This is a genomic window from Sulfurifustis variabilis (assembly GCF_002355415.1).
GTDB lineage: Bacteria > Pseudomonadota > Gammaproteobacteria > Acidiferrobacterales > Sulfurifustaceae > Sulfurifustis > Sulfurifustis variabilis.
In genome coordinates this window covers 636226-654329 of sequence record NZ_AP014936.1, presented here as the reverse complement: position 1 = coordinate 654329, position 18104 = coordinate 636226, and the positions used below count along the sequence as shown (strand labels likewise).

General features: G+C 68.0%; 18 protein-coding genes. 1 reads left to right on the top strand and 17 read right to left on the bottom strand.

Annotation, left to right across the window (positions count from 1 at the left end; all coding sequences use genetic code 11):
- Positions 1–80: 80 nt before the first annotated feature.
- The 10 genes from grxD to acs all read right to left on the bottom strand — a co-directional run bounded on the left by grxD (position 81) and on the right by acs (position 7625).
- Positions 81–395, bottom strand: a complete 315-nt coding sequence (grxD, locus tag SVA_RS03220) for a Grx4 family monothiol glutaredoxin (protein ID WP_096458736.1) — start codon at positions 393–395, stop codon at positions 81–83.
- A gap of 24 nt (positions 396–419) precedes the next feature.
- Positions 420–638 (bottom strand): BolA family protein, encoded by a 219-nt coding sequence (locus SVA_RS03215; RefSeq protein WP_231971829.1) that lies wholly within the window; start codon positions 636–638, stop codon positions 420–422.
- Positions 639–753: 115 nt separating this feature from the next.
- On the bottom strand, positions 754–1515 hold the full coding sequence (locus tag SVA_RS03210) for an ABC transporter permease (protein WP_096458730.1): 762 nt from the start codon (positions 1513–1515) through the stop codon (positions 754–756).
- On the bottom strand, positions 1512–2432 hold the full coding sequence (locus SVA_RS03205) for an ABC transporter ATP-binding protein (protein ID WP_096458728.1): 921 nt from the start codon (positions 2430–2432) through the stop codon (positions 1512–1514). The genes SVA_RS03210 and SVA_RS03205 overlap by 4 nt, the downstream gene beginning before the upstream one ends.
- Positions 2433–2435: 3 nt before the next feature.
- Positions 2436–2732 (bottom strand): STAS domain-containing protein, encoded by a 297-nt coding sequence (locus SVA_RS19665; RefSeq protein ID WP_169923948.1) that lies wholly within the window; start codon positions 2730–2732, stop codon positions 2436–2438.
- Positions 2733–2761: 29 nt separating this feature from the next.
- The gene (locus SVA_RS03195) at positions 2762–3409 is read right to left on the bottom strand and encodes an MlaC/ttg2D family ABC transporter substrate-binding protein (protein WP_169923947.1); all 648 of its coding nucleotides are present in this window, start codon (positions 3407–3409) and stop codon (positions 2762–2764) included.
- Between the two features lie 14 nt (positions 3410–3423).
- Positions 3424–3927, bottom strand: coding sequence for an outer membrane lipid asymmetry maintenance protein MlaD (gene mlaD / locus SVA_RS03190; RefSeq protein ID WP_096458719.1), 504 nt, complete (start codon positions 3925–3927; stop codon positions 3424–3426).
- Positions 3927–4733, bottom strand: a complete 807-nt coding sequence (gene mlaE, locus SVA_RS03185) for a lipid asymmetry maintenance ABC transporter permease subunit MlaE (protein ID WP_096458716.1) — start codon at positions 4731–4733, stop codon at positions 3927–3929. Before mlaE ends, mlaD begins: the two co-directional genes overlap by 1 nt.
- Positions 4730–5575 (bottom strand): ABC transporter ATP-binding protein, encoded by an 846-nt coding sequence (locus tag SVA_RS03180; protein WP_096458713.1) that lies wholly within the window; start codon positions 5573–5575, stop codon positions 4730–4732. The genes mlaE and SVA_RS03180 overlap by 4 nt, the downstream gene beginning before the upstream one ends.
- Positions 5576–5681: 106 nt before the next feature.
- Positions 5682–7625, bottom strand: coding sequence for an acetate--CoA ligase (acs, locus tag SVA_RS03175; protein WP_096458710.1), 1944 nt, complete (start codon positions 7623–7625; stop codon positions 5682–5684).
- A gap of 207 nt (positions 7626–7832) precedes the next feature.
- On the opposite strand from acs, the gene SVA_RS03170 reads away from it, so the two are divergent.
- Positions 7833–8426, top strand: coding sequence for a tetratricopeptide repeat protein (locus SVA_RS03170; RefSeq protein ID WP_096458707.1), 594 nt, complete (start codon positions 7833–7835; stop codon positions 8424–8426).
- Here the strand turns inward: SVA_RS03170 and SVA_RS03165 are convergent.
- The 7 genes from SVA_RS03165 to SVA_RS03135 all read right to left on the bottom strand — a co-directional run bounded on the left by SVA_RS03165 (position 8423) and on the right by SVA_RS03135 (position 18083).
- A complete protein-coding gene (locus tag SVA_RS03165; protein WP_179948808.1) occupies positions 8423–8758 on the bottom strand; it encodes a hypothetical protein in 336 nt (111 codons plus the stop codon). The genes SVA_RS03170 and SVA_RS03165 overlap by 4 nt on opposite strands.
- Positions 8759–8922: 164 nt before the next feature.
- Positions 8923–11016 (bottom strand): VC_2705 family sodium/solute symporter, encoded by a 2094-nt coding sequence (locus SVA_RS03160; RefSeq protein WP_096458704.1) that lies wholly within the window; start codon positions 11014–11016, stop codon positions 8923–8925.
- Positions 11016–11279 carry a DUF4212 domain-containing protein gene (locus SVA_RS03155; protein ID WP_096458701.1) on the bottom strand — a complete coding sequence of 88 codons (264 nt, stop codon included), beginning with the start codon at positions 11277–11279 and terminating at the stop codon, positions 11016–11018. The genes SVA_RS03160 and SVA_RS03155 overlap by 1 nt, the downstream gene beginning before the upstream one ends.
- A 223-nt stretch (positions 11280–11502) precedes the next feature.
- Positions 11503–13428: a putative nucleotidyltransferase substrate binding domain-containing protein gene (locus SVA_RS03150; protein WP_197703345.1), complete on the bottom strand. Its 1926-nt coding sequence runs from the start codon at positions 13426–13428 to the stop codon at positions 11503–11505.
- 155 nt (positions 13429–13583) lie between these two features.
- Positions 13584–14915 carry a sigma-54-dependent transcriptional regulator gene (locus SVA_RS03145; protein WP_096458698.1) on the bottom strand — a complete coding sequence of 444 codons (1332 nt, stop codon included), beginning with the start codon at positions 14913–14915 and terminating at the stop codon, positions 13584–13586.
- Entirely contained in the window at positions 14912–17893 is a 2982-nt protein-coding gene (locus SVA_RS03140; protein ID WP_096458695.1) for an ATP-binding protein, read from the bottom strand. The genes SVA_RS03145 and SVA_RS03140 overlap by 4 nt, the downstream gene beginning before the upstream one ends.
- Complete coding sequence (locus tag SVA_RS03135; RefSeq protein WP_096458692.1) at positions 17883–18083, bottom strand: hypothetical protein; 201 nt, start codon at positions 18081–18083, stop codon at positions 17883–17885. Before SVA_RS03135 ends, SVA_RS03140 begins: the two co-directional genes overlap by 11 nt.
- Positions 18084–18104 lie beyond the last annotated feature (21 nt).

The window sequence follows — 18104 nt, the reverse complement described above, 5'->3', positions numbered from 1 at the left end:
CGCCAATGATGGCGTCCCGGGCACCCAAAAAACAAGGCTGCCCGTAGGGGCAGCCTCGTACGGACGACGCGGTACGGAGTTTAGCTCTGGGCCTTGCCGACCATCTTCTGGAGCTCGCCCTTCTGGTAGAGCTCCGTCATGATGTCGCAGCCGCCGACCAGCTCGCCGTTCACGTAGAGCTGCGGGAAGGTCGGCCAGTTCGAGTACTCCTTGACGCCCTGGCGGACCTCGGCGTCGGCGAGGACGTCGAACGTCGAGAACTTCACCCCGCAGGCGTTGAGGAGCTGCACGGCCCGGGCCGAGAAACCGCACAACGGCTGCTGGGGATTGCCCTTCATGTACAGCACGATCCGGTCCGAGCCGATCTGCTGCTTGATCTTTTCCTTTACGTCCACGGCTGCACCTCGAAAGCTCAAACGTTAGGCTCCGCCCGTCGCCGCGTACTCTTCCGGTGTGAGAGTCCGCAGCGAGAGCGCATGGATCTCCTCGCGCATCTTGTCGCCGAGCGTGGCGTAGACCATCCGGTGCTGCTGGATCATGGTCTTGCCGGCGAAGTCCGGCGACACGATCAGCGCCTCGAAATGATGGCCGTCGCCGATCACCTCGACGCGGGCGCCGGGCATGCCCTGCTCGATCATCCTCTTTATGTCGTTCGGCTGGGTCATAGGCAGGCGCTAATTATCGGGTCATTACGCGCCATTGCAAGGGCGGCAAAGCCCCAATCGCCGTGCGGTATCCGCCCGGGGAGACGCCTCAATCGCGCAGTTTGTATCCCCGCCTGAGCAGGACCAGCGTAAGCATCGAGAGCCCGACGAGAAACAAGAGGACGACCGCCAGGCTCAGGATCGGGTCGACGTCGGAGTCCCCGAAAAACCCGTAGCGAAAGCCGTCGATCATGTAGAAGAACGGATTGAAGTGCGAGAGGTCCCGCCAGAACCCGGGCAGGCTGTGCACCGAGTAGAAGACCCCGGACAGGAACGAGAGCGGCAGGATCACGAAGTTCTGAAAACCGGCGAGCTGGTCGAACTTCTCCGCCCACATCCCCGCGATGACGCCGAGCACGCCTGGCACCGCCGCCCCGAGCACGCCGAACGCGAGCACGGCCGCGATGTTGTGCACCGGCACCTCGACGAACGGCAACGCCACGAGGTAGATCGCGAGGGCGACCAGCAGGCCCCGCACCACCGCCGCGGCGACGAAGGCGGCGAACAGCTCCAGGTGCGAGAGCGGCGCGAGCAGGATGAAGACGAGATTTCCCGTGACCTTGGACTGGATCAGGCTCGAGGAGCTGTTGGCGAAGGCGTTCTGCAGCGTCGACATCATCATGAGGCCCGGTATCAGAAACGCGGTGTAACCGACGCCCGGAAAGACCTGGAGACGCCCCTCCAGCACCTGGCCGAACACGACGAGGTAAAGCAGCGCGGTCAGCACCGGCGCGAGCAGCGTCTGCAGGAGCACCTTGATGAAGCGCAGCACCTCCTTGTAGAAAAGCGTATACAGCCCGACGAGGTTCATGGCCGCTGCCGCCGAGTGAGCTCGACGAACACGTCCTCGAGGTCGGCCTCCTCCATGGCGAGATCCGTCACCTCGATACCCTGCGCCCGCAGGGCATCGAGCACGCGGATGATCGAGTCCGTGTCCTTGGTGAGCTCGAGCTCCATCCGGTTCCCGTCGAGGCGCCGCACCTTCGGCGCGAGGCCGGGCGGCGGTTCCGCGAGCGGCTGCGCGGTCGTGAGACAGAGCCGCAGCGTCCGCCCGATCCCGCGCGCCATCAGCGCCTGGGTGGTGTCCAGCGCCACCAGCTCGCCGCGGTCGATGATCGCGATGCGCTCGCAGAGCGCTTCCGCTTCCTCGAGGTAGTGCGTGGTAAGGATGATGGTGTGGCCCGAGGCGTGCAGCCGCCGCACGAAAGCCCACAGCGACTTGCGCAGCTCGACGTCGACGCCCGCGGTCGGCTCGTCGAGGATCACGACCTCGGGCTTGTGGACCAGCGCCTGAGCGATCATCACGCGCCGTTTCATGCCGCCGGAAAGCGCGCGCATGTTGGCGTGCGCCTTCTCGGTGAGCATGAGCGCATCGAGCAGCTCGTCTATCCAGGCCTCGTTGCGCCTGAGCCCGAAGTACCCCGACTGGATGCGCAGCACCTCGCGCACCGTGAAGAACGGGTCGAACACGACCTCCTGGGGGACCACGCCGAGGAGCCGACGGGCATCGCGGTAGTCGCCGACCACGTCCCGCCCGAGGACCGCGACCCGGCCCTGGTCGAACCGGGTGAGGCCGGCCACGATGCTGATCAGGGTGGACTTGCCCGCGCCGTTCGGGCCGAGGAGACCGAAGAACTCGCCGCTGCGGACGGAGAGCGAGACGCCCTTCAGGGCATGGACCGAGGGGTAATGCTTGTGCAGCCCCTCGATGCGGATCGCGTCCGCCACCGATCAGCCATCGGCCTCGGGGAGGCCGAGCGCCTTGCTCAGGTTGTTCACCCGGATGATCGAGCGCAGCTGCTCGGGTGCATTCGCCAGTCGCAACGTCCGACCGGCGGCCGTCGCGCGGCGGAGCCACTCGACCAGCAGCGCCAACCCGGCGCTGTCGGCCCGGCTGACCTCCTTGAGATCGATCGTGATGTCCGCCGCGGCGGACCGGAACCAGCCGGCGGTGTCGGCCAGCACGCGCGGAACCGTGTCGAACGTCAGCGCGCCCGACACTTCGACGACGTCGTCCCGGCGGTTCACCCGTGCGGCCCCTTCCCCCGGCGCAGGACTCACTTCTTGCCGGCCCCCGGCGCCGGCGCCGTCTCGCCCACCTCGCCGCGGCGGTTCGCCTCGGCGAGGCTCGCGATGAGGCCGTCGAGGCCCTGCTTGCGGATCCGGTCGGCATAGGTGCCGCGGTAGGTAATGACGAGGCTCGAGTTCTCGATGGCGACGTCGTAGACCTTCCACCCGTCCTTCGAGCGGAAGAAGCTGTAGTTGATGGGGATGTTCGGTCCGCCGCCCGACTGGACGACCTCGGTGCGGACCACGGCGGTCCGGTCGCCGGGGTTATGGCGAAACGGCAGGTAGCGGATTTCCTCGTTGTTGTACTTGAGGAGCGCCGTCGCGTAGGTGCGCACCAGCAGGTCGCGGAACTCCTTCACGAAGCGCTCGCGCTGCTCCTCGCTCGCGTTGTTCCAGTTGCGGCCGAGCACGGAGCGCGACATCGCGCGAAAGTCGAAGTAAGGAAGCACCTCCTTGTCGACCATCGCGTACAGCTTCCTGGTGTCGCGCTTGTACTCGTCGCGATTGGCACGGATGAGCTCGAGGATGCGGTCCGTCTGCGTCCTGACGAGCTGGTCGGGCGTCTGCTCCTGCGCGGCCGCAGGGCCGGCCGCGCTCCAGAGGACGACGAAAAGGCCGGCAAGCAGCTTGCGCATGGTCCTCCCTCCGATCATTGCGGCGGTGCGGGGGCGGCGTCGGTACCGCCGCCGTTCGACTCGGAGGCCTTGCCGTAGAGGAACTGGCCGATCAGCCTCTCGAGCACCATCGCCGACTGGGTCAGCTGGATGTTGTCTCCGTTTCTTAGATATTCCTCGGCTCCGCCCGGTTCCATTCCGACGTACTGCTCGCCGAGCAACCCCGAGGTCAGGATGGACGCGCTCGTGTCGATCGGGATGCGTTCGTAGCGGCCATCGATGTCCATCGTCACGACCGCCTGGTAGCGCTCGTTGTCGAAGCCGATGTGGCGTACCCGCCCGATGCGCACGCCCGCCATGGTCACCGGCGCGCGGGTCTTGAGCCCCCCGATGTTGTCGAACCGCGCCTCGACCTGGTAGGGGTTCGCCACCTCGGTCGTTGTCAGGTTGCTGACCCGGAAGGCGAGCAGCGCGACCGCCCCCAGTCCCAGCGCGACGAAAACGCCGACGGCGAGCTCGATGGCCCTCTTGTTGAACATCACAGATCTCCGTTGAGCATCAGTGCGGTGAGCACGAAATCCAAGCCTAGCACCGCGAGCGAAGAGCTGACCACGGTGCGCGTCGTGGCGGCCGCCACGCCTTCGGACGTGGGCACGGCGTCGTATCCCTCGAAGACCGCGATCCAGCTCACCACGAACGCGAAGACCACGCCCTTCAGCAGCCCGTTCACGATGTCGTCGTAGAAATCCACGCCGTTCTGCATCTGCGACCAGTAGGTTCCGGCGTCGACGCCGAGCTGCGCCACGCCGACGAGATGGCCGCCGAGGATGCCGACCGCGCTGAACAGCGCGGCGAGCAGCGGCAGCGAGATGAAGCCGGCGACGAAGCGCGGCGCGATCACGCGCACCATGGGGTTGGTCGCCATCATCTCCATGGCGGCGAGCTGCTCGGTCGCCTTCATGAGCCCGATCTCCGCCGTGAGCGCCGAGCCGGCCCGCCCGGCGAAGAGCAGCGCGGTCACGACCGGGCCGAGCTCGCGCACGAGCGACAGCGCCACGACGAGCCCGAGCGAGGACTCGGCGCCGAAGTCGACGAGCGTGGTGTAGCCCTGCAGCCCCAGGACCATGCCGACGAACAGGCTCGAGACCAGGATGATGAGCAGCGTCAGAACGCCGACCGCGTAGAGCTGCTTCACCACGAGGGCGAGCGCCTTGCGCACGGCCGGCCCCGGACGCGCGGGCAATCGCCACGAGCCGAGCAGGAGCTCGTACAGGAAGAGCGTGGCTCGCCCGAGGCGCTGGACGCGCGCGATCGACCAGCTCCCGAGGGCCGCGACCGCGTTCATCGTTCCGCGCCCAGCAGGTCGTCGACCAGATCCCTGGCCGGGTAGTGGTACGCCACCGGTCCGTCGGTGAGACCCTGCATGAACTGTTTCACCGGCTCGAGCGGCGAGTTGCGCATCTGCTCGGGCGTGCCCTCCGCGATGACGTGGCCGCGGCCGATCAGGTAGATGTAGTCCGCGATCGAGCACGCCTCCTCGACGTCGTGCGTGACCACGACCGAAGTCATGCCGAAGGCGTCGTTGAGATCGCGGATGAGCTTCACGATCACGCCCATGGAGATGGGATCGAGGCCGGTGAAGGGCTCGTCGTACATCACCATGACCGGATCGAGCGCGATCGCGCGCGCGAGGGCCACGCGCCGCGCCATGCCGCCCGAGAGCTCGTTCGGCATCAGCCGGCGCGCGCCGCGCAGGCCGACGAGCTCGAGCTTGAGCTGCACGACGTGCCGCACGAGCGCCTCCGGGAGCTCGGTGTGCTCGCGAATCGGGAACGCGACATTCTCGAAGACGTCGAGATCGGTGAGCAGCGCGCCCGTCTGGAACAGCATGCCCATGCGCTTGCGCAGCGCGAAGAGCTCGCGCGTGCGCAGGTCGGGGACCGAGATGCCGTCGACGAGGATGGAGCCGGAGTCCGGACGCAGGCGGCCGCCGATCAGGTTGAGCACCGTGGTCTTGCCGCTGCCGCTCCCGCCCATGATGGCGGTAACCGAGCCGCGCTCGACGGAGAGCGAAAGCCCGTTCAGGATCACGCGATCGCCGCGGGAAAACGCGACGTTGTCGAGCCGCACGAGCGCGTCGTCGGACGGCGCGCGGGCGGCGGCGGTGCCGGAGGCGGCGTCGTTCAATCCGTGTCCTTTCTTGTCATTCGCCGGCGGGAACAAGCTGCCGGGATTCTAGTCGGCCGCGGAGAGGGTTGCCAGCGCGGGCGGGGCCGCCCGCGCCGGCGCAACGTCACTGCGGGGTCGCGCGGTTGCGCACCAGATCGTCGACGACGCTCGGGTCGGCGAGCGTCGTGGTGTCGCCGAGGTTGCCGATTTCGTTCGCGGCGATCTTGCGCAGGATGCGCCGCATGATCTTTCCGGAACGCGTTTTCGGCAGGCCCGGCGCCCACTGGATCACGTCGGGCGTCGCGATGGGGCCGATCTCCTTGCGCACCTGCTGCACCAGCTCCTTGCGCAGGTCCTCGCTCGGCTGCACGCCGGCCATGAGCGTCACGTACGCGTAGATGCCCTGGCCCTTGAGGTCGTGCGGGAAGCCGACGACGGCCGCTTCCGCGACGGCGTCGTGCAGCACGAGCGCGCTCTCGATTTCGGCGGTGCCGAGGCGGTGGCCCGAGACGTTGAGCACGTCGTCCACGCGCCCGGTGATCCAGTAGTACCCGTCCTGGTCGCGGCGCGCGCCGTCGCCCGTGAAGTAGTGGCCGGGGTAGGTCTTGAAGTAGGTGTCGACGAAGCGCTGGTGGTCGCCGTAGACCGTGCGCATCTGACCGGGCCAGGGACGTGCGATGCAGAGGTTGCCGGTCGCCTCGCCCTCGAGCCGCTTTCCCTCGTTGTCGACGATCACGGGCTCGATGCCGAAGAAGGGCCGCGTCGCGGAACCGGGCTTGAGCCGGGTCGCCCCGGGGAGCGGCGTGATGAGGATGCCGCCGGTCTCGGTCTGCCACCAGGTGTCGACGATCGGCACCCGGTCGTCGCCGACGACGCGGTGGTACCACTCCCACGCCTCGGGATTGATCGGCTCGCCCACGGTGCCGAGGAGCTTCACGCTCTTGCGCGAGGTCTTCTTGACCGGCGCGTCGCCCTCGCGCATGAGGGCGCGGATCGCGGTCGGCGCGGTGTAGAAGATGTTGACCTTGTGCTTGTCGATCACCTCCCAGAACCGGGACCACGACGGATAGTTCGGGACGCCCTCGTACATGAGCGTGGTCGCGCCGTTCGCGAGCGGGCCGTAAAGGATGTAGGAATGGCCGGTCACCCAGCCCACGTCCGCGGTGCACCAGTAGATGTCGCCGTCGTGGTAGTCGAAGACGTACTTGTGGGTGATCGCGCAGAACAGCAGGTAGCCGCCGGTCGTGTGCAGAACGCCCTTGGGCTTGCCGGTGGAACCCGACGTATAAAGGATGAACAGGGGATCTTCCGCGTCCATTTCCTCGATCGGGCATTCTGCCGGCACCTTGGCGGCCAGATCGTGGTACCAGTGGTCGCGCCCCTCCTTCCACGCGATCTTTCCGCCGGTACGCCGCACGACGATCACGCTGTGCACGTTCGGGCACTTGGTCAGCGCCTCATCGGTATTGGCCTTCAGCGGCACCTTCTTGCTCCCGCGCAAGCCTTCGTCGGCCGTCACGACGACGCGGCAGTCGGAGTCGAGGATGCGATCCTTGAGCGACTCCGGCGAGAAGCCGCCGAACACGACCGAGTGGATCGCGCCGATGCGCGCACAGGCGAGCATGGCGAACGCCACCTCGGGGATCATCGGCATGTAGATGCACACCCGGTCGCCCTTCTTCACGCCCCGGCCCTTCAGGACGTTCGCGAAGCGGCACACCTCGGCATGGAGCTCGCGGTAGGTGATCTTGCGGTCCGTCCCCGGATCGTCGCCTTCCCAGAGGATGGCGACCTGGTCGCCGCGCCTGGCGAGATGACGGTCGACGCAGTTGTGAGCGACGTTGAGCTTCGCCCCCTCGAACCATCGAATGTGCAGGTCGGCCGCGCTGTAACTCCAGTTCGAGACGCGGTCCCAGGGCCTGGACCACGTCAGCAGTTCCTTCGCCTGTTCGGCCCAGAACCCGTCCGGGTCCTTGATCGAGCGCGCGTACATCTCGCGGTACTTCGCCTCGTCGATATAGGCGCGTCGCGCAAAATCGCTGGGAACATCGTAGACTTTTTCGGACATCGGCTGGTCCTCCTGGTGTCTCCCGGCCCGGCGCGAACGCCGTGGCCGACTGCTGGGTGCGCCACCCGGCTGGGGCGACGACGGATTTGTTCTGGCGCAAGGCCCGGAAGCGCGGGTTCCCGGGATTTTGCCCGGCCCGTCCCGACCGCTCAAGCGAACCTACGCAGCTTCCCCGAGGGCGAATACACTAGGCACAGGAACGCACGCATGCCCAATCTCGAATCCTGGCGTCACTACCTGCGCGGCCGGTTTTACCAGTTCACCAAGCGGCCGGATCGCGCGATGACCGAATATCGCGCGACGCTCCAGTACGACCCCGATTTCGCGCAGGCCGCGCACCTGCTCGCCTATCTGCTCTTCCAGCGCCGGCAATACACGGAGGCCGAACGCTACTTTCAGGAGACCCTGCGCCTGCGGCCCAGGAACGCGCAGGCCTGGTTCAACCTCGGCTTCCTCTACGATCACACCAGCCAGCCGCCGCGCGCCGTCGAGGCGTTCCAGCAGGCCGTTCGGTTCGACCCCAAGCTCGACAGCGCCTGGTACGGCCTGGGGCTCGGCCTGGCCACGCTCGGCCGCCACGACGAGGCCGCCCGCGCGCTCGAGGAGGCGACGCGCCTGCAGCCCATGAATGGGCGCGCCTGGTACCTGCTGGGAATGGCGTATCACACGTTGCATCAGGACCTCAAGGTCAGGGAAATCGTGCAACACCTCAACCGTTTCGACCGCCACACGGCCCGCCGCCTGATCCTCGACACCGGTCGCTCGGATCTCGCCTACCTCATCGCCGACCTGCAGGCCTAGCCGCCCGGCTGACCGGTCGGCGGCTGCGCCAGCCCTCCGCACGCCGGATGCTGCGGCTGTTCCGCGCACTGGGCCACCTTCTCGATGGTCAGCCCGATCCAGAGCCCGGCGACGAGGACGAACGCGAGAAACGGAATCTGCCCGTCGCCGATGAACTTCGGCGTGATCCAGCGGGTGATCTTCACGGCCGGCGAGGCGATGATCTTGAGCACCCGGTAGAACACGTTCTGTTCCCGCCCCGCGCCGGCGAGCACGTACACCACGCCCTGGCCGATGAGCGCGAGCCCCGCGACCTCGACCAGGGCCTTGGCGAGCACGATGACCGTCAGCATGTATTCAAGGCAATGTGGAATGCTTGATGGCGAACGCTGAATGAAAGAGCGCGCCGCGCCCCTCAATTCAACATTAAGAATTCAACACTCCGAATTTTCAAAACCCGCGTGAGCCGAAAAAACAGGAGGCTTGCTCGCGCAAGCCTCCTGCTTACCTCCGGGAACTAGGTCGCGCGCGTGTCGATGTCGCCCGCGAGACGCGGGTAACGCACGTGCTCGATGAACTCCTGCACCTGCCGGCTCGGGGCCGGCGTGAGCAGGCTCACGACGATGATCACCAGGAACCCGAGCGGCACGCCGAAGACGCCGGCCGAGATCGGCTCGATGCCGAACCACTTGTTCTCGGCGATCGGCGAATCCACCCCGAACATCCTGTGCAGCCAGGGCTGCGTGAGCACCATGTAGTAGAAGGTGATGCCGACGCCGGCGAGCATGCCGAGGATGGCTCCCCACTTCGTCGCCCGTTTCCAGAAGATGCCGAGCGTGAGCGCGGGGAAGAACCCGGCGGCGGCGAGCGAGAACGCGGCGCTCACCAGGAACAGGATGTCCGCCGGACGCTGCGACGCCACCCAGGCCGCGGCCAAGGCCACCACCACCAGCAGCGACTTCGCCACCGTGAGTCGTGTCTTCGAGGTCGCGCTCGGGTTCAGCATCTTGTAGTACACGTCGTGGGACAGCGCGTTCGCGATCGTGAGCAGGAGGCCGTCCGCGGTCGAGAGCGCCGCGGCGAGGCCGCCGGCCGCCACCAGGCCCGAGATCACGTACGGCAGGCCCGCGATCTCCGGCGTGGCGAGCACGATCATGTCCGGATGGAACGAGATCTCCGCGAGCTGCACGAGGCCGTCCATGTTGATGTCCAGGATCGACACCAGCGACGGATCCACCTCACGCCAGCGTGCGATCCAGGCAGGGATCTCGGAGAACGCCGTCCCGACCAGGTTGTGGTACACCTCGTACTTCACGAGCACCGCGAGCGCTGGCGCGGTGAAGTAGAGCAGGAAGATGAAGAACAGCGACCATCCGACGGAGTTGCGCGCCTCCCGCACGCTCGGCGTCGTGTAGTAGCGCATGAGGATGTGCGGCAGGGCCGCCGTGCCCACCATCAGGCAGAAGATCAGCGCCAGGAAGTTCAGACGCGACGTGTTGCGCGCCTTCTCGTCGGCGCCGGCAAAGGTCGCCGCATGCGGCTTTATCGGCGCCGATCTCGCGGTGTTGGTCGTCTTGTCCTTGGTCCAGGCCGCCCTGGCCGCCGCGACGTCCTTCGGGAAGTCGGCGAGCGCCTTCTCGGCGGCCGCGACCTGCGCCTCCGGTGCGCCGCTGGCCTTCAGATCGGCCACCTTCTTCTCAACCGCGGCACGCTCCTTGGCGAGATAGGCCTCGCCCTCCGTCTCCAGCGCCTTCAGCCTGGCATCGGCCGCGGCCGCGCGTTCCTTGAAGATGCCGCGGACCTCGGTCTCCTTGGGATCCTGACTCAGCTGCGCCTCGCGCTGGGTCACGCCCTGGAGCGCGTAGCCGTACGACAGCTGCGGGATCGGGAAACCGGTGATCACGACCGACAGCCACACCACCGGGATCATGTAGGCGATGATCAGGATGATGTACTGCGCCACCTGCGTCCACGTCACCGCCCGCATGCCGCCGAGGAAGCTGCACACGAGGATGCCCGCCAGACCGACGAAGACGCCGATGCCGAACGGGATGCCGGTGAACCGCGAGGTGATGATGCCCACGCCCGTCACCTGCGCCACGACGTAAGTAAAGGAGCACAGGATCGCGGCGAAGACCCCCACCGAGCGCACGATGTTGCCGCCGTAGCGCGCGCCGAGGAAGTCGGGAATGGTGAACTGCCCGAACTTCCGCAGATAGGGCGCGAGGAACAGCGCCACCAGCACGTAGCCGCCCGTCCAGCCCATCACGAAGGCGAGGCCGCTGTAGCCGCCGACATAGAGGCCGCCCGCCATCGCGATGAACGAGGCCGCCGACATCCAGTCCGCGCCGGTCGCCATGCCGTTGAACACGGCCGGCACGCGCCGTCCCGCCACGTAGTACTCGGCGACGTCCGCCGTGCGCGACACGATGCCGATCAGCGCGTACAGGCCGACCGTCGCGAACAGGAACGTGAGGCCGATCGCGCGGTTCGACAAACCGAGCTGTTCGGCGATCGCGAGTATGATGATGAAGGCGATGAAGCCGCCCGTGTAGATCGAGTAGTACTTCTTGAGAGCCTGGGTGAACTGCGCCTGTGTCTGTGCGGCCATCACTCACCCCTCTCCGCCACGTCGTACTCCTGGTCGAGCCGGTTCATGTAGCGGGCGTAGTAGAAAATGATCAGGACATAAATGACCAGCGCACCCTGCGCACCCATGTAGAAGGCGAGGGGCCACCCGAAGATGGTGATCTGGTTGATCGCGGTGGCGAAATAGCCCACCACGTACGTCACGACGAACCAGATTGCCATGAGGATGGCCGTGATGCGCAGGTTCTTCTGCCAGTATTCACGGTGTCGCTCGGTTAGTTCCATCGTTTCCTCCTAGTGCCTGATTGCGTTTTACCTCGGCCGGGACGCGCCGCAACGGTCCCGGCGACCCCTTATCTCTCGTCTGCCATGCCCCTCCTCTGCCGGCCGGTGACACGGACACCCCGCCTGCGGCGCGCCGCAGGCCCCTGCGCGGCGCGACGCGCCGGCCTCTCCTGATCCCCCGCCCGCCCCGGGATCACCGGCACGCTGGCGGTACACCGTGCGCTCACAGCTGGTAGTCCAGCGCGATCCGCGTCTGCAGCTTGCGCGCCTGCCGGAACGCCTCTTTCAGGATGCGCCGGTCCAGCCCGTTCAGCGTGTCCGGGTCCACGTAGTTGTCGAGCGGCAGTCCCCGGCTCGCCTGCTGGCGATGCCGGCGCATGCGCAGCAGCGTCACGAAGGCGAACGCGTCGTTCCAGGCCGCGGCTTCGTCCGAGGTCACCACGGCGGCATCGGCCAGGGCGCGCAGACGCGCCGGCGTGTTCGTCTCGCCCACGCCGTGCGCGAGCGCCATGAGGCGCGTGCCGTCGACCATCGGCAGCGTGCCCTTGAGCTTCAGATCGATGGCGTTGCGATGCTCGCCGCTGCTCACCGTGACGAAGTCGCGCACGAGCCCGAGCGGCGGCGTGTTGCGCAGGGCGTTCTCGGCGAGCTGGCGCTGGAAGCGCCGGTTCTCGCTCACCCGCGCGAGCAGGAAGGACCGCAGCTCCTCGACCGGGCCGCGGTCGCCGTGAAGCGCGCGCAGGTCGAAAAAGATGCTGCTCTTCAGGAGCTCCTCCGGCCCGCCCTGGTCGATCCAGTCGGCGAAGCGGGCGCGCCATTCCTCCGCGCTCAGGCAGCAGGCCGGGTTGCTCGCCATGATGTTGCCCTTGCACAGCGGAAAGCCGATGGCGGCGAGCCCCTCGTTGATCCGCCGGGCGAGCGGCAGGAGCCTGGCCCGCGCCGCGTCGGCGGTGCTTCCCTCCGGAACCCGGAACAGGATGCCGTTGTCCTGATCGGTCTTGAGCGTCTGCTCCCGCCGTCCCTCGCTTCCGAACGCCAGCCACGTGAACGGGATGACCTCGCGGCCTTCCCGGTCCAGCTCGAGCTGGATCACGCGCCGCGCCAGGTGGTCGTTCAGCATCGTGATGATCTGCGTGAGCTGCTCCACCGCGACGCCCTGCGCGAGCATCTGGTCGATGAGCTGGTGGACGTCCTGGCCGTGGCGCGCGAGGGCGGCGATGTCGGGCGCGCGCACGATCGCGCGCGTGAGGTTCACGAGCCCCACGCGCTGCAGCGAGAACAGGTCGCGCTCGGATACCACGCCGACGAGCCGGCCGTGGTCCACCACGCACACGTGCGAGAAGCCGCGCCGCGCCATGAGCACGGCGGCCTCGAAGGCCGGCGCGCTCGGCGGGAGCGATTCGGGGTCGGGCGTCATGACCTGCGCGATCGGCGTGTCGATGTCGACGCCGCGCGCGCAGATGCGCGACAGCAGGTCGTGCAGCGTGAAGATGCCGAGCGGGCGCCGCGCCTCGTCGACGACCACGATCGAGCCCACGCGCTCGGCGCTCATGGTCTCCAGGGCCGCGCGCAGCGGGATGTCGGGCCGGCAGGTGACGGGCGTACGGCGCAGCAGCGTGCCGAGCGCGGCGCTGAACGGCGCGTCGTGCGAGACCTGCGTGGCGAGCGCTCCCTGCATGCCGGTCAGCGCCTGGTCGAGCAGGTTCGCCATGCGGCGCGAGCAGAAGTCGTGGAACACGGGGCTCGCGGCAAGGAGCTGGTCGAAGTCGTCGCGATCGAGCTCGTAGCAGAACGTGTCCTCGACCGCGCGGTGCACGGTGTGGACCGGCCGACGCGCGAGCAGCGCCCCCACCGGGAAACACTCCCCGGCCACGAGCTCCCAGGCGCCTTCCTCGGCGGGACCGCGGCTCGCCGTTTCCCCGCGCACCCGCCCTTGCTTGATGATGTAGAAGCGCCGGGCCGGACCGCTGTCCGGATCGGCCACCGCCTCGCCGCGGGGATAGAAACCGAGCTTGAGGCGTTTAGCGAGGAACTCCAGGTGCTGGGGCGCCATGCGGTCGAACGGCGCATGCTGGGTGAGGAACTCGATCACCGGAGCCAGGACGTGCCGCGCCGCCGCGGGACGGCTGTTTTCGGTCGGGGAACTCAAGGGTGCACGCACGGGGCCGAGTCGGCGTTGAGGCGAGCCATGGAAATGACCATGGCAATTCCCGTGCCTTAATTTACCTATTATTAATCAATAACTTTTCCGTATTTTGCATTCTTGACCGTTACCCTTCGTAACATGAACGTTACGAATCGTAACTATGTGTGTTCCTTGGTCCGCGGGATCCCCAGACGCTGGCGCCGCTCCCACAGCGTCTTGCGGCTCATGCCGAGGCGACGCGCGAGCTCGGTCTCCGTCAGCGCATCCTGGTGCTCGAGCACGAACCGCCGGAAGTACTCCTCGAGCGAGAGCGGCTCTTCGGACAACGCCGGCCGCGGGGAGTTTTCGATGGCCAGCAGCTCCGGGGTGATCTGACCCCCGTCGCTCAGGATCACCGCACGCTCCAGGGCGTTCTCGAGCTCGCGCACGTTGCCGGGCCAGGCGTAGTCCCGGATCAACGCCACGGCCTCGGGAGCGAGCGCCATCAGCGGGCGATTCAGCCGCCGGCACGCCTTCGTGAGCAGGAACTGCGCGAGCTCCTCGAGGTCTTCGCCGCGCTCGCGCAGCGGCGGGAGCTCGATCTCCATCACCCGGAGTCGAAAGTAGAGATCGCTGCGGAACAGCCCCTCGGCCACCCGCTGCTGGAGATTGCGGTGCGTGGCGGCGATCAGGCGGATGTTGACCCTGCGCACGTGCGCGCTCCCCACCCGCCGGATCTCGCCCTCCTGCAGCACGCGCAGCAGGCGCGCCTGCGCGGCCGCGGGCAGCTCGCCGATCTCGTCGAGGAAGAGCGTGCCGCCGTCGGCGGCCTCGACGAGGCCGCGGTGCGCCGCGACCGCGCCGGTGAAGGCGCCCTTCTCGTGGCCGAAGAGCTCGGACTCGATCAGGTTCTCCGGAATCGCCGCGCAGTTGACGGCGATGATCGGGGCGTCGTGGCGCGCGGAAAGCTCGTGCACGGCGCGCGCGACGAGCTCCTTCCCGGTTCCGGACTCGCCCAGGATCAGCACCGCGGCGTCCGTGGGCGCGACCTTGCGGATGCGCGCGAACACCTCCTGCATCGCCGCGCAGTGGCCCACCATTCCGCTCACGGGGTAGTCGCGCGCGATGTCGCTCTTGAGCGCCTGCGCCTGGCGCAACAGCCGCCGCTGCGACAGGATGCGCCCGACCACGAGCACCATTTCGTCGTGGTCGAAGGGCTTGGTGATGTAATCGGCCGCGCCCATCTTCATGGAATCGACCGCCGACTGGATGCTTCCGAAGCTCGTCATGATGAGCACCGGCACGCCTTCGCACCTCGCGATGATGTCGGTGCCGGGCGCGCCCGGAAGCCGAAGATCGGCGATCACGAGGTCGAAGGCGGGAAGGTCGTGATCCGCCTGCGCCTCCGCGACCGTGCCGGCCTCGGCGACCTGATAGCCGTGCCGCTCGAGCAGGCGCCTGAGCGCCGTGCGGATGACCGGCTCGTCCTCGACAATCAGTATGCGGCTCACGACGCCGCCCCCGACGCGTCGACGGCGGTGTGTCCGAGGGCATCGACCGTGAGGGGCAGGCGGACGATCACCTGCGTCCCCTCGCCGGGGCGGCTCTCCAGCGCGATCGTTCCTCCGTGGTCGCGCACGATGCTGTACGCGATCGGCAGCCCGAGACCCGTCCCTTCGCCCGGCTGCTTGGTCGTGAAGAACGGTTCGAACACGCGATCGCGCAGCTCGAGCGGAACGCCACTGCCCTGGTCCGCCACCACGATGACGGCTTCCCCGTCGTCCGCGCGGGCGCGCACCTCGACCTCGTCGCCCGGACGGGAGGCGTCGCAGGCGTTAGTCAGCAGGTTCACGATCACCTGCGCCAGGCGCGGGCGATCGCCGTAGAGCAACAGCCCGGGATCGCAGCGGTTGTGGCAGGTCACCTGCTTGCCCGCGCGCGAGAGCCGCACCAGCCGGACGGCCTCCTCGACGCACTCGTGCAGGTTGAGGGGCGCGAACGCGCGGTCCGTCGGCGTGCCGCCGTGGCTGAAGGTGACGAGCGTGCGCACGATGTCGCCGATCCGCCGGATCTGCTGCTGGATCTGGTCGAGGCTCTCGCGAACGAGCCTCGGGTCGTCCTCGTCGCGCAGGTTCTGCGCGAGCGAGGCGATGCCGGTCAGCGGGTTGCCGATCTCGTGCGCCACGCCCGCCGCGAGGCCGCCGATGGAGGCGAGGCGCTCGGAGTGCGCCAGCTCGACCTCGAGCGTCTGCAGGTCGGTGAGGTCCTCGACCAGGATCACGAGGCCGCCGCGCGCCTGCTCGGCCGGGCGCGTCGGGTCCTCGATCGCCGCCTTGTGGAGGTTGAACCAGCGCGGGCGCCCCTGGATGTTCACCTGCAGCTTGTACAGGTGGTGGTCCTCGGCCGCCACGAAGCCGCGCAGCAGCCCGCCCCACGGCTCGGGCAGCCGCGTGATCGGCGTGCCGCCGACCGCGCGGGCCGCGAGGCCCGAGATGTGCTCCATGGCGTGGTTCCAGATCACCACCTCCTCCCCGGGCCCGAGCGAGCACACCCCGAGCGGAAGCTCCTGCAGGATCTGCCGGTGGTAGCGCCTGAGCGCGTCGAGCTCCGCGGCGAGGCCCTGCAGCCGCGTCTGCGAGGCCTCGATGCGCTCCTCGATCAGGCGCATCGTGTCGGCGAGAGCGGTCTGCGAGGTCGCGTCCATGTGCAGGCGGTCGTCGACGATCATGCGCGCGAGCAGCGGTCCGAGGAGCCCCGAGAGGTTGCGCTCGATGCGCTCGCGCAGGCGCCTGAGCTCGGACGGCCGGCGCTCGTCTCCGCTCATGCGCAGGTCGACGAGCGCCTGGCGCACCTCGCGGTCGGCAGTCTGGGTGCCGATCACGCGCGCGAGCTGCTCGGCGAACTGCTGCGGCGAGACCGCCTTCACCACGCCGCGCGGCGGCGCGAGCACGTCGCGGCTGCACGCGCGCGCCGCCTCCGTCTCCTCCGCGCCGGGGCGCGTGAGCAGCGACAGCCCGACGAACAGCAGGCCGTTCACGGCCAGCGAGGCGAAAGTGGCGAAGCCGGTGGGCGTCGTTTCCGCGGCGCGCGCCCACACCTGCACGTCGATGCCGGTGTGGATCAGCCCCGAGCGCTCGAGCAGCGGCAGCAGCATGGTCAGCGCCCACACCAGTCCGCCGCCCAGCAGTCCGCCGATGAAGCCCGTCCGCGTCGCGCGCGGCCAGTAGAGCAGTCCGAGGATTCCCGGCAGGAACTGCGCGACCGCGACGAACGAGATGAGGCCGAGCTTGACGAGGCCCTGGTTCGCCTCGAGCAGCAGGTAGAAGCCGTAGCCCGCCATGATGATCACGGCGATGAGCGCGCGCCGCCACCACAGCAGGCGCGCGTACAGGTTGGTGTACGGGCCGCCGCGCGAGAAAAAGCTGGCCGGAAGGATCAGGTGGTTCAGGCACATGGCGGCGAGGGCGATGGTCGAGACGATCATCATCGCGCTTGCGGCGGAGACGCCGCCGAGAAACGCGAGCGTCGGCAACCAGACCGAGCCGCCCGCGAGCGTGATGCCGAGGACGTAGTAGTCGGGGTTCGCCGTCGGCTGCAGCGCCTGGCCGGCCCAGAGGATCGGCGGGATCCCGATATTGAGCGCGAGCAGGAACAGCGGAAACCCCCAGCTGGCCGCCGGCAGGGTGCGCGGATCGATGTTCTCCGTGAACGTCATGTGGAACTGGCGGGGCAGGAGGAACCCCGCGGCGAAGGCGAGCAGGACGAGCGCCGCCCACGGCCCCTCGCGCACGGGCTCGTACAGCGCGGCGAGCGCGCGCGGGTTCTCGTCGAGCCACAGGTTCATCCCGCCGAGACCGCCGAACACGCCGAACACCGCGAACAGCCCCACGAGCGCGAGCGCGACGAGCTTCACCGCCGACTCGAAGGCGATCGCCACGACCAGCCCTTCGTGCTTTTCGCGCGGGCTCGTGTGGCGCGCGCCGAACAGGATCGCGAAGAGAATCAGCGTCACGCAGAATCCGAAGGCGAGCACGGCCGGCGTCGCGGCCTGCGTCAGCACCCAGATCGAGTCGGTCACCGCGCGGATCTGCAGCGAGATGTACGGCAGGACGCCGATCAGCATGAACAGCGTCACCAGCACGCCGGTCAGGTGGTGGCGGTAGCGGAACGCGAAGAGATCCGCGAGCGAGGTGAGCTGGTGTTCTCGCGCGATCTTGAGGATCGGCGCGAGCAGCACCGGCGTCAGCAGGAAGGCGAGCGTGACGCCGAGGTAGATCGCGAGGAAGTTGTAGCCCTCGGTCTGCGCGAAGCCGACGCTACCGTAATAGGTCCAGGAGGTCGCGTAGACGCCGAGGGACAGGACGTAGGTGGCCGGGTGACGCGCCACCTTCGAGGGGATGAACCCGCGCTCCGCCGCGTAGGCGATGAGGAACAGGAGCACCAGATAGAGCACCCCCACGAGGAACAGGTAGCCGAGATCAAAGGTCATGCGGATCCCGACGCAGGGCCACCGCGGCGATGAGGCCGATCAGGCCGAGCCACAGCAGGTAGGGGAGGTACCAGGGGCTGTCGTCGCGGGCCCACCAGTCCGTGAAAGGTGAGAGAAAGAGAATGAGCGCGGCGAGCAGGAGCAGGATCGCGCTGTCGATGGATCGGCCGTGCTCGGAGCCCGGGCGCATGCGGTTAGCCTATCAGGGGTG

What these genes read in the sequence shown, in the direction of transcription:
- SVA_RS03140 (WP_096458695.1), bottom strand. Translation starts at nt 17,893, where the DNA reads ATGACCTTTGATCTCGGCTACCTGTTCCTCGTGGGGGTGCTCTATCTG.
- SVA_RS03135 (WP_096458692.1), bottom strand. Translation starts at nt 18,083, where the DNA reads ATGCGCCCGGGCTCCGAGCACGGCCGATCCATCGACAGCGCGATCCTG.
- SVA_RS03165 (WP_179948808.1), bottom strand. Translation starts at nt 8,758, where the DNA reads ATGCTGACGGTCATCGTGCTCGCCAAGGCCCTGGTCGAGGTCGCGGGG.
- SVA_RS03210 (WP_096458730.1), bottom strand. Translation starts at nt 1,515, where the DNA reads ATGAACCTCGTCGGGCTGTATACGCTTTTCTACAAGGAGGTGCTGCGC.
- SVA_RS03155 (WP_096458701.1), bottom strand. Translation starts at nt 11,279, where the DNA reads ATGGAACTAACCGAGCGACACCGTGAATACTGGCAGAAGAACCTGCGC.
- acs (WP_096458710.1), bottom strand. Translation starts at nt 7,625, where the DNA reads ATGTCCGAAAAAGTCTACGATGTTCCCAGCGATTTTGCGCGACGCGCC.
- mlaD (WP_096458719.1), bottom strand. Translation starts at nt 3,927, where the DNA reads ATGTTCAACAAGAGGGCCATCGAGCTCGCCGTCGGCGTTTTCGTCGCG.
- SVA_RS03195 (WP_169923947.1), bottom strand. Translation starts at nt 3,409, where the DNA reads ATGCGCAAGCTGCTTGCCGGCCTTTTCGTCGTCCTCTGGAGCGCGGCC.
- SVA_RS03160 (WP_096458704.1), bottom strand. Translation starts at nt 11,016, where the DNA reads ATGGCCGCACAGACACAGGCGCAGTTCACCCAGGCTCTCAAGAAGTAC.
- SVA_RS03215 (WP_231971829.1), bottom strand. Translation starts at nt 638, where the DNA reads ATGATCGAGCAGGGCATGCCCGGCGCCCGCGTCGAGGTGATCGGCGAC.
- mlaE (WP_096458716.1), bottom strand. Translation starts at nt 4,733, where the DNA reads ATGAACGCGGTCGCGGCCCTCGGGAGCTGGTCGATCGCGCGCGTCCAG.
- SVA_RS03170 (WP_096458707.1), top strand. Translation starts at nt 7,833, where the DNA reads ATGCCCAATCTCGAATCCTGGCGTCACTACCTGCGCGGCCGGTTTTAC.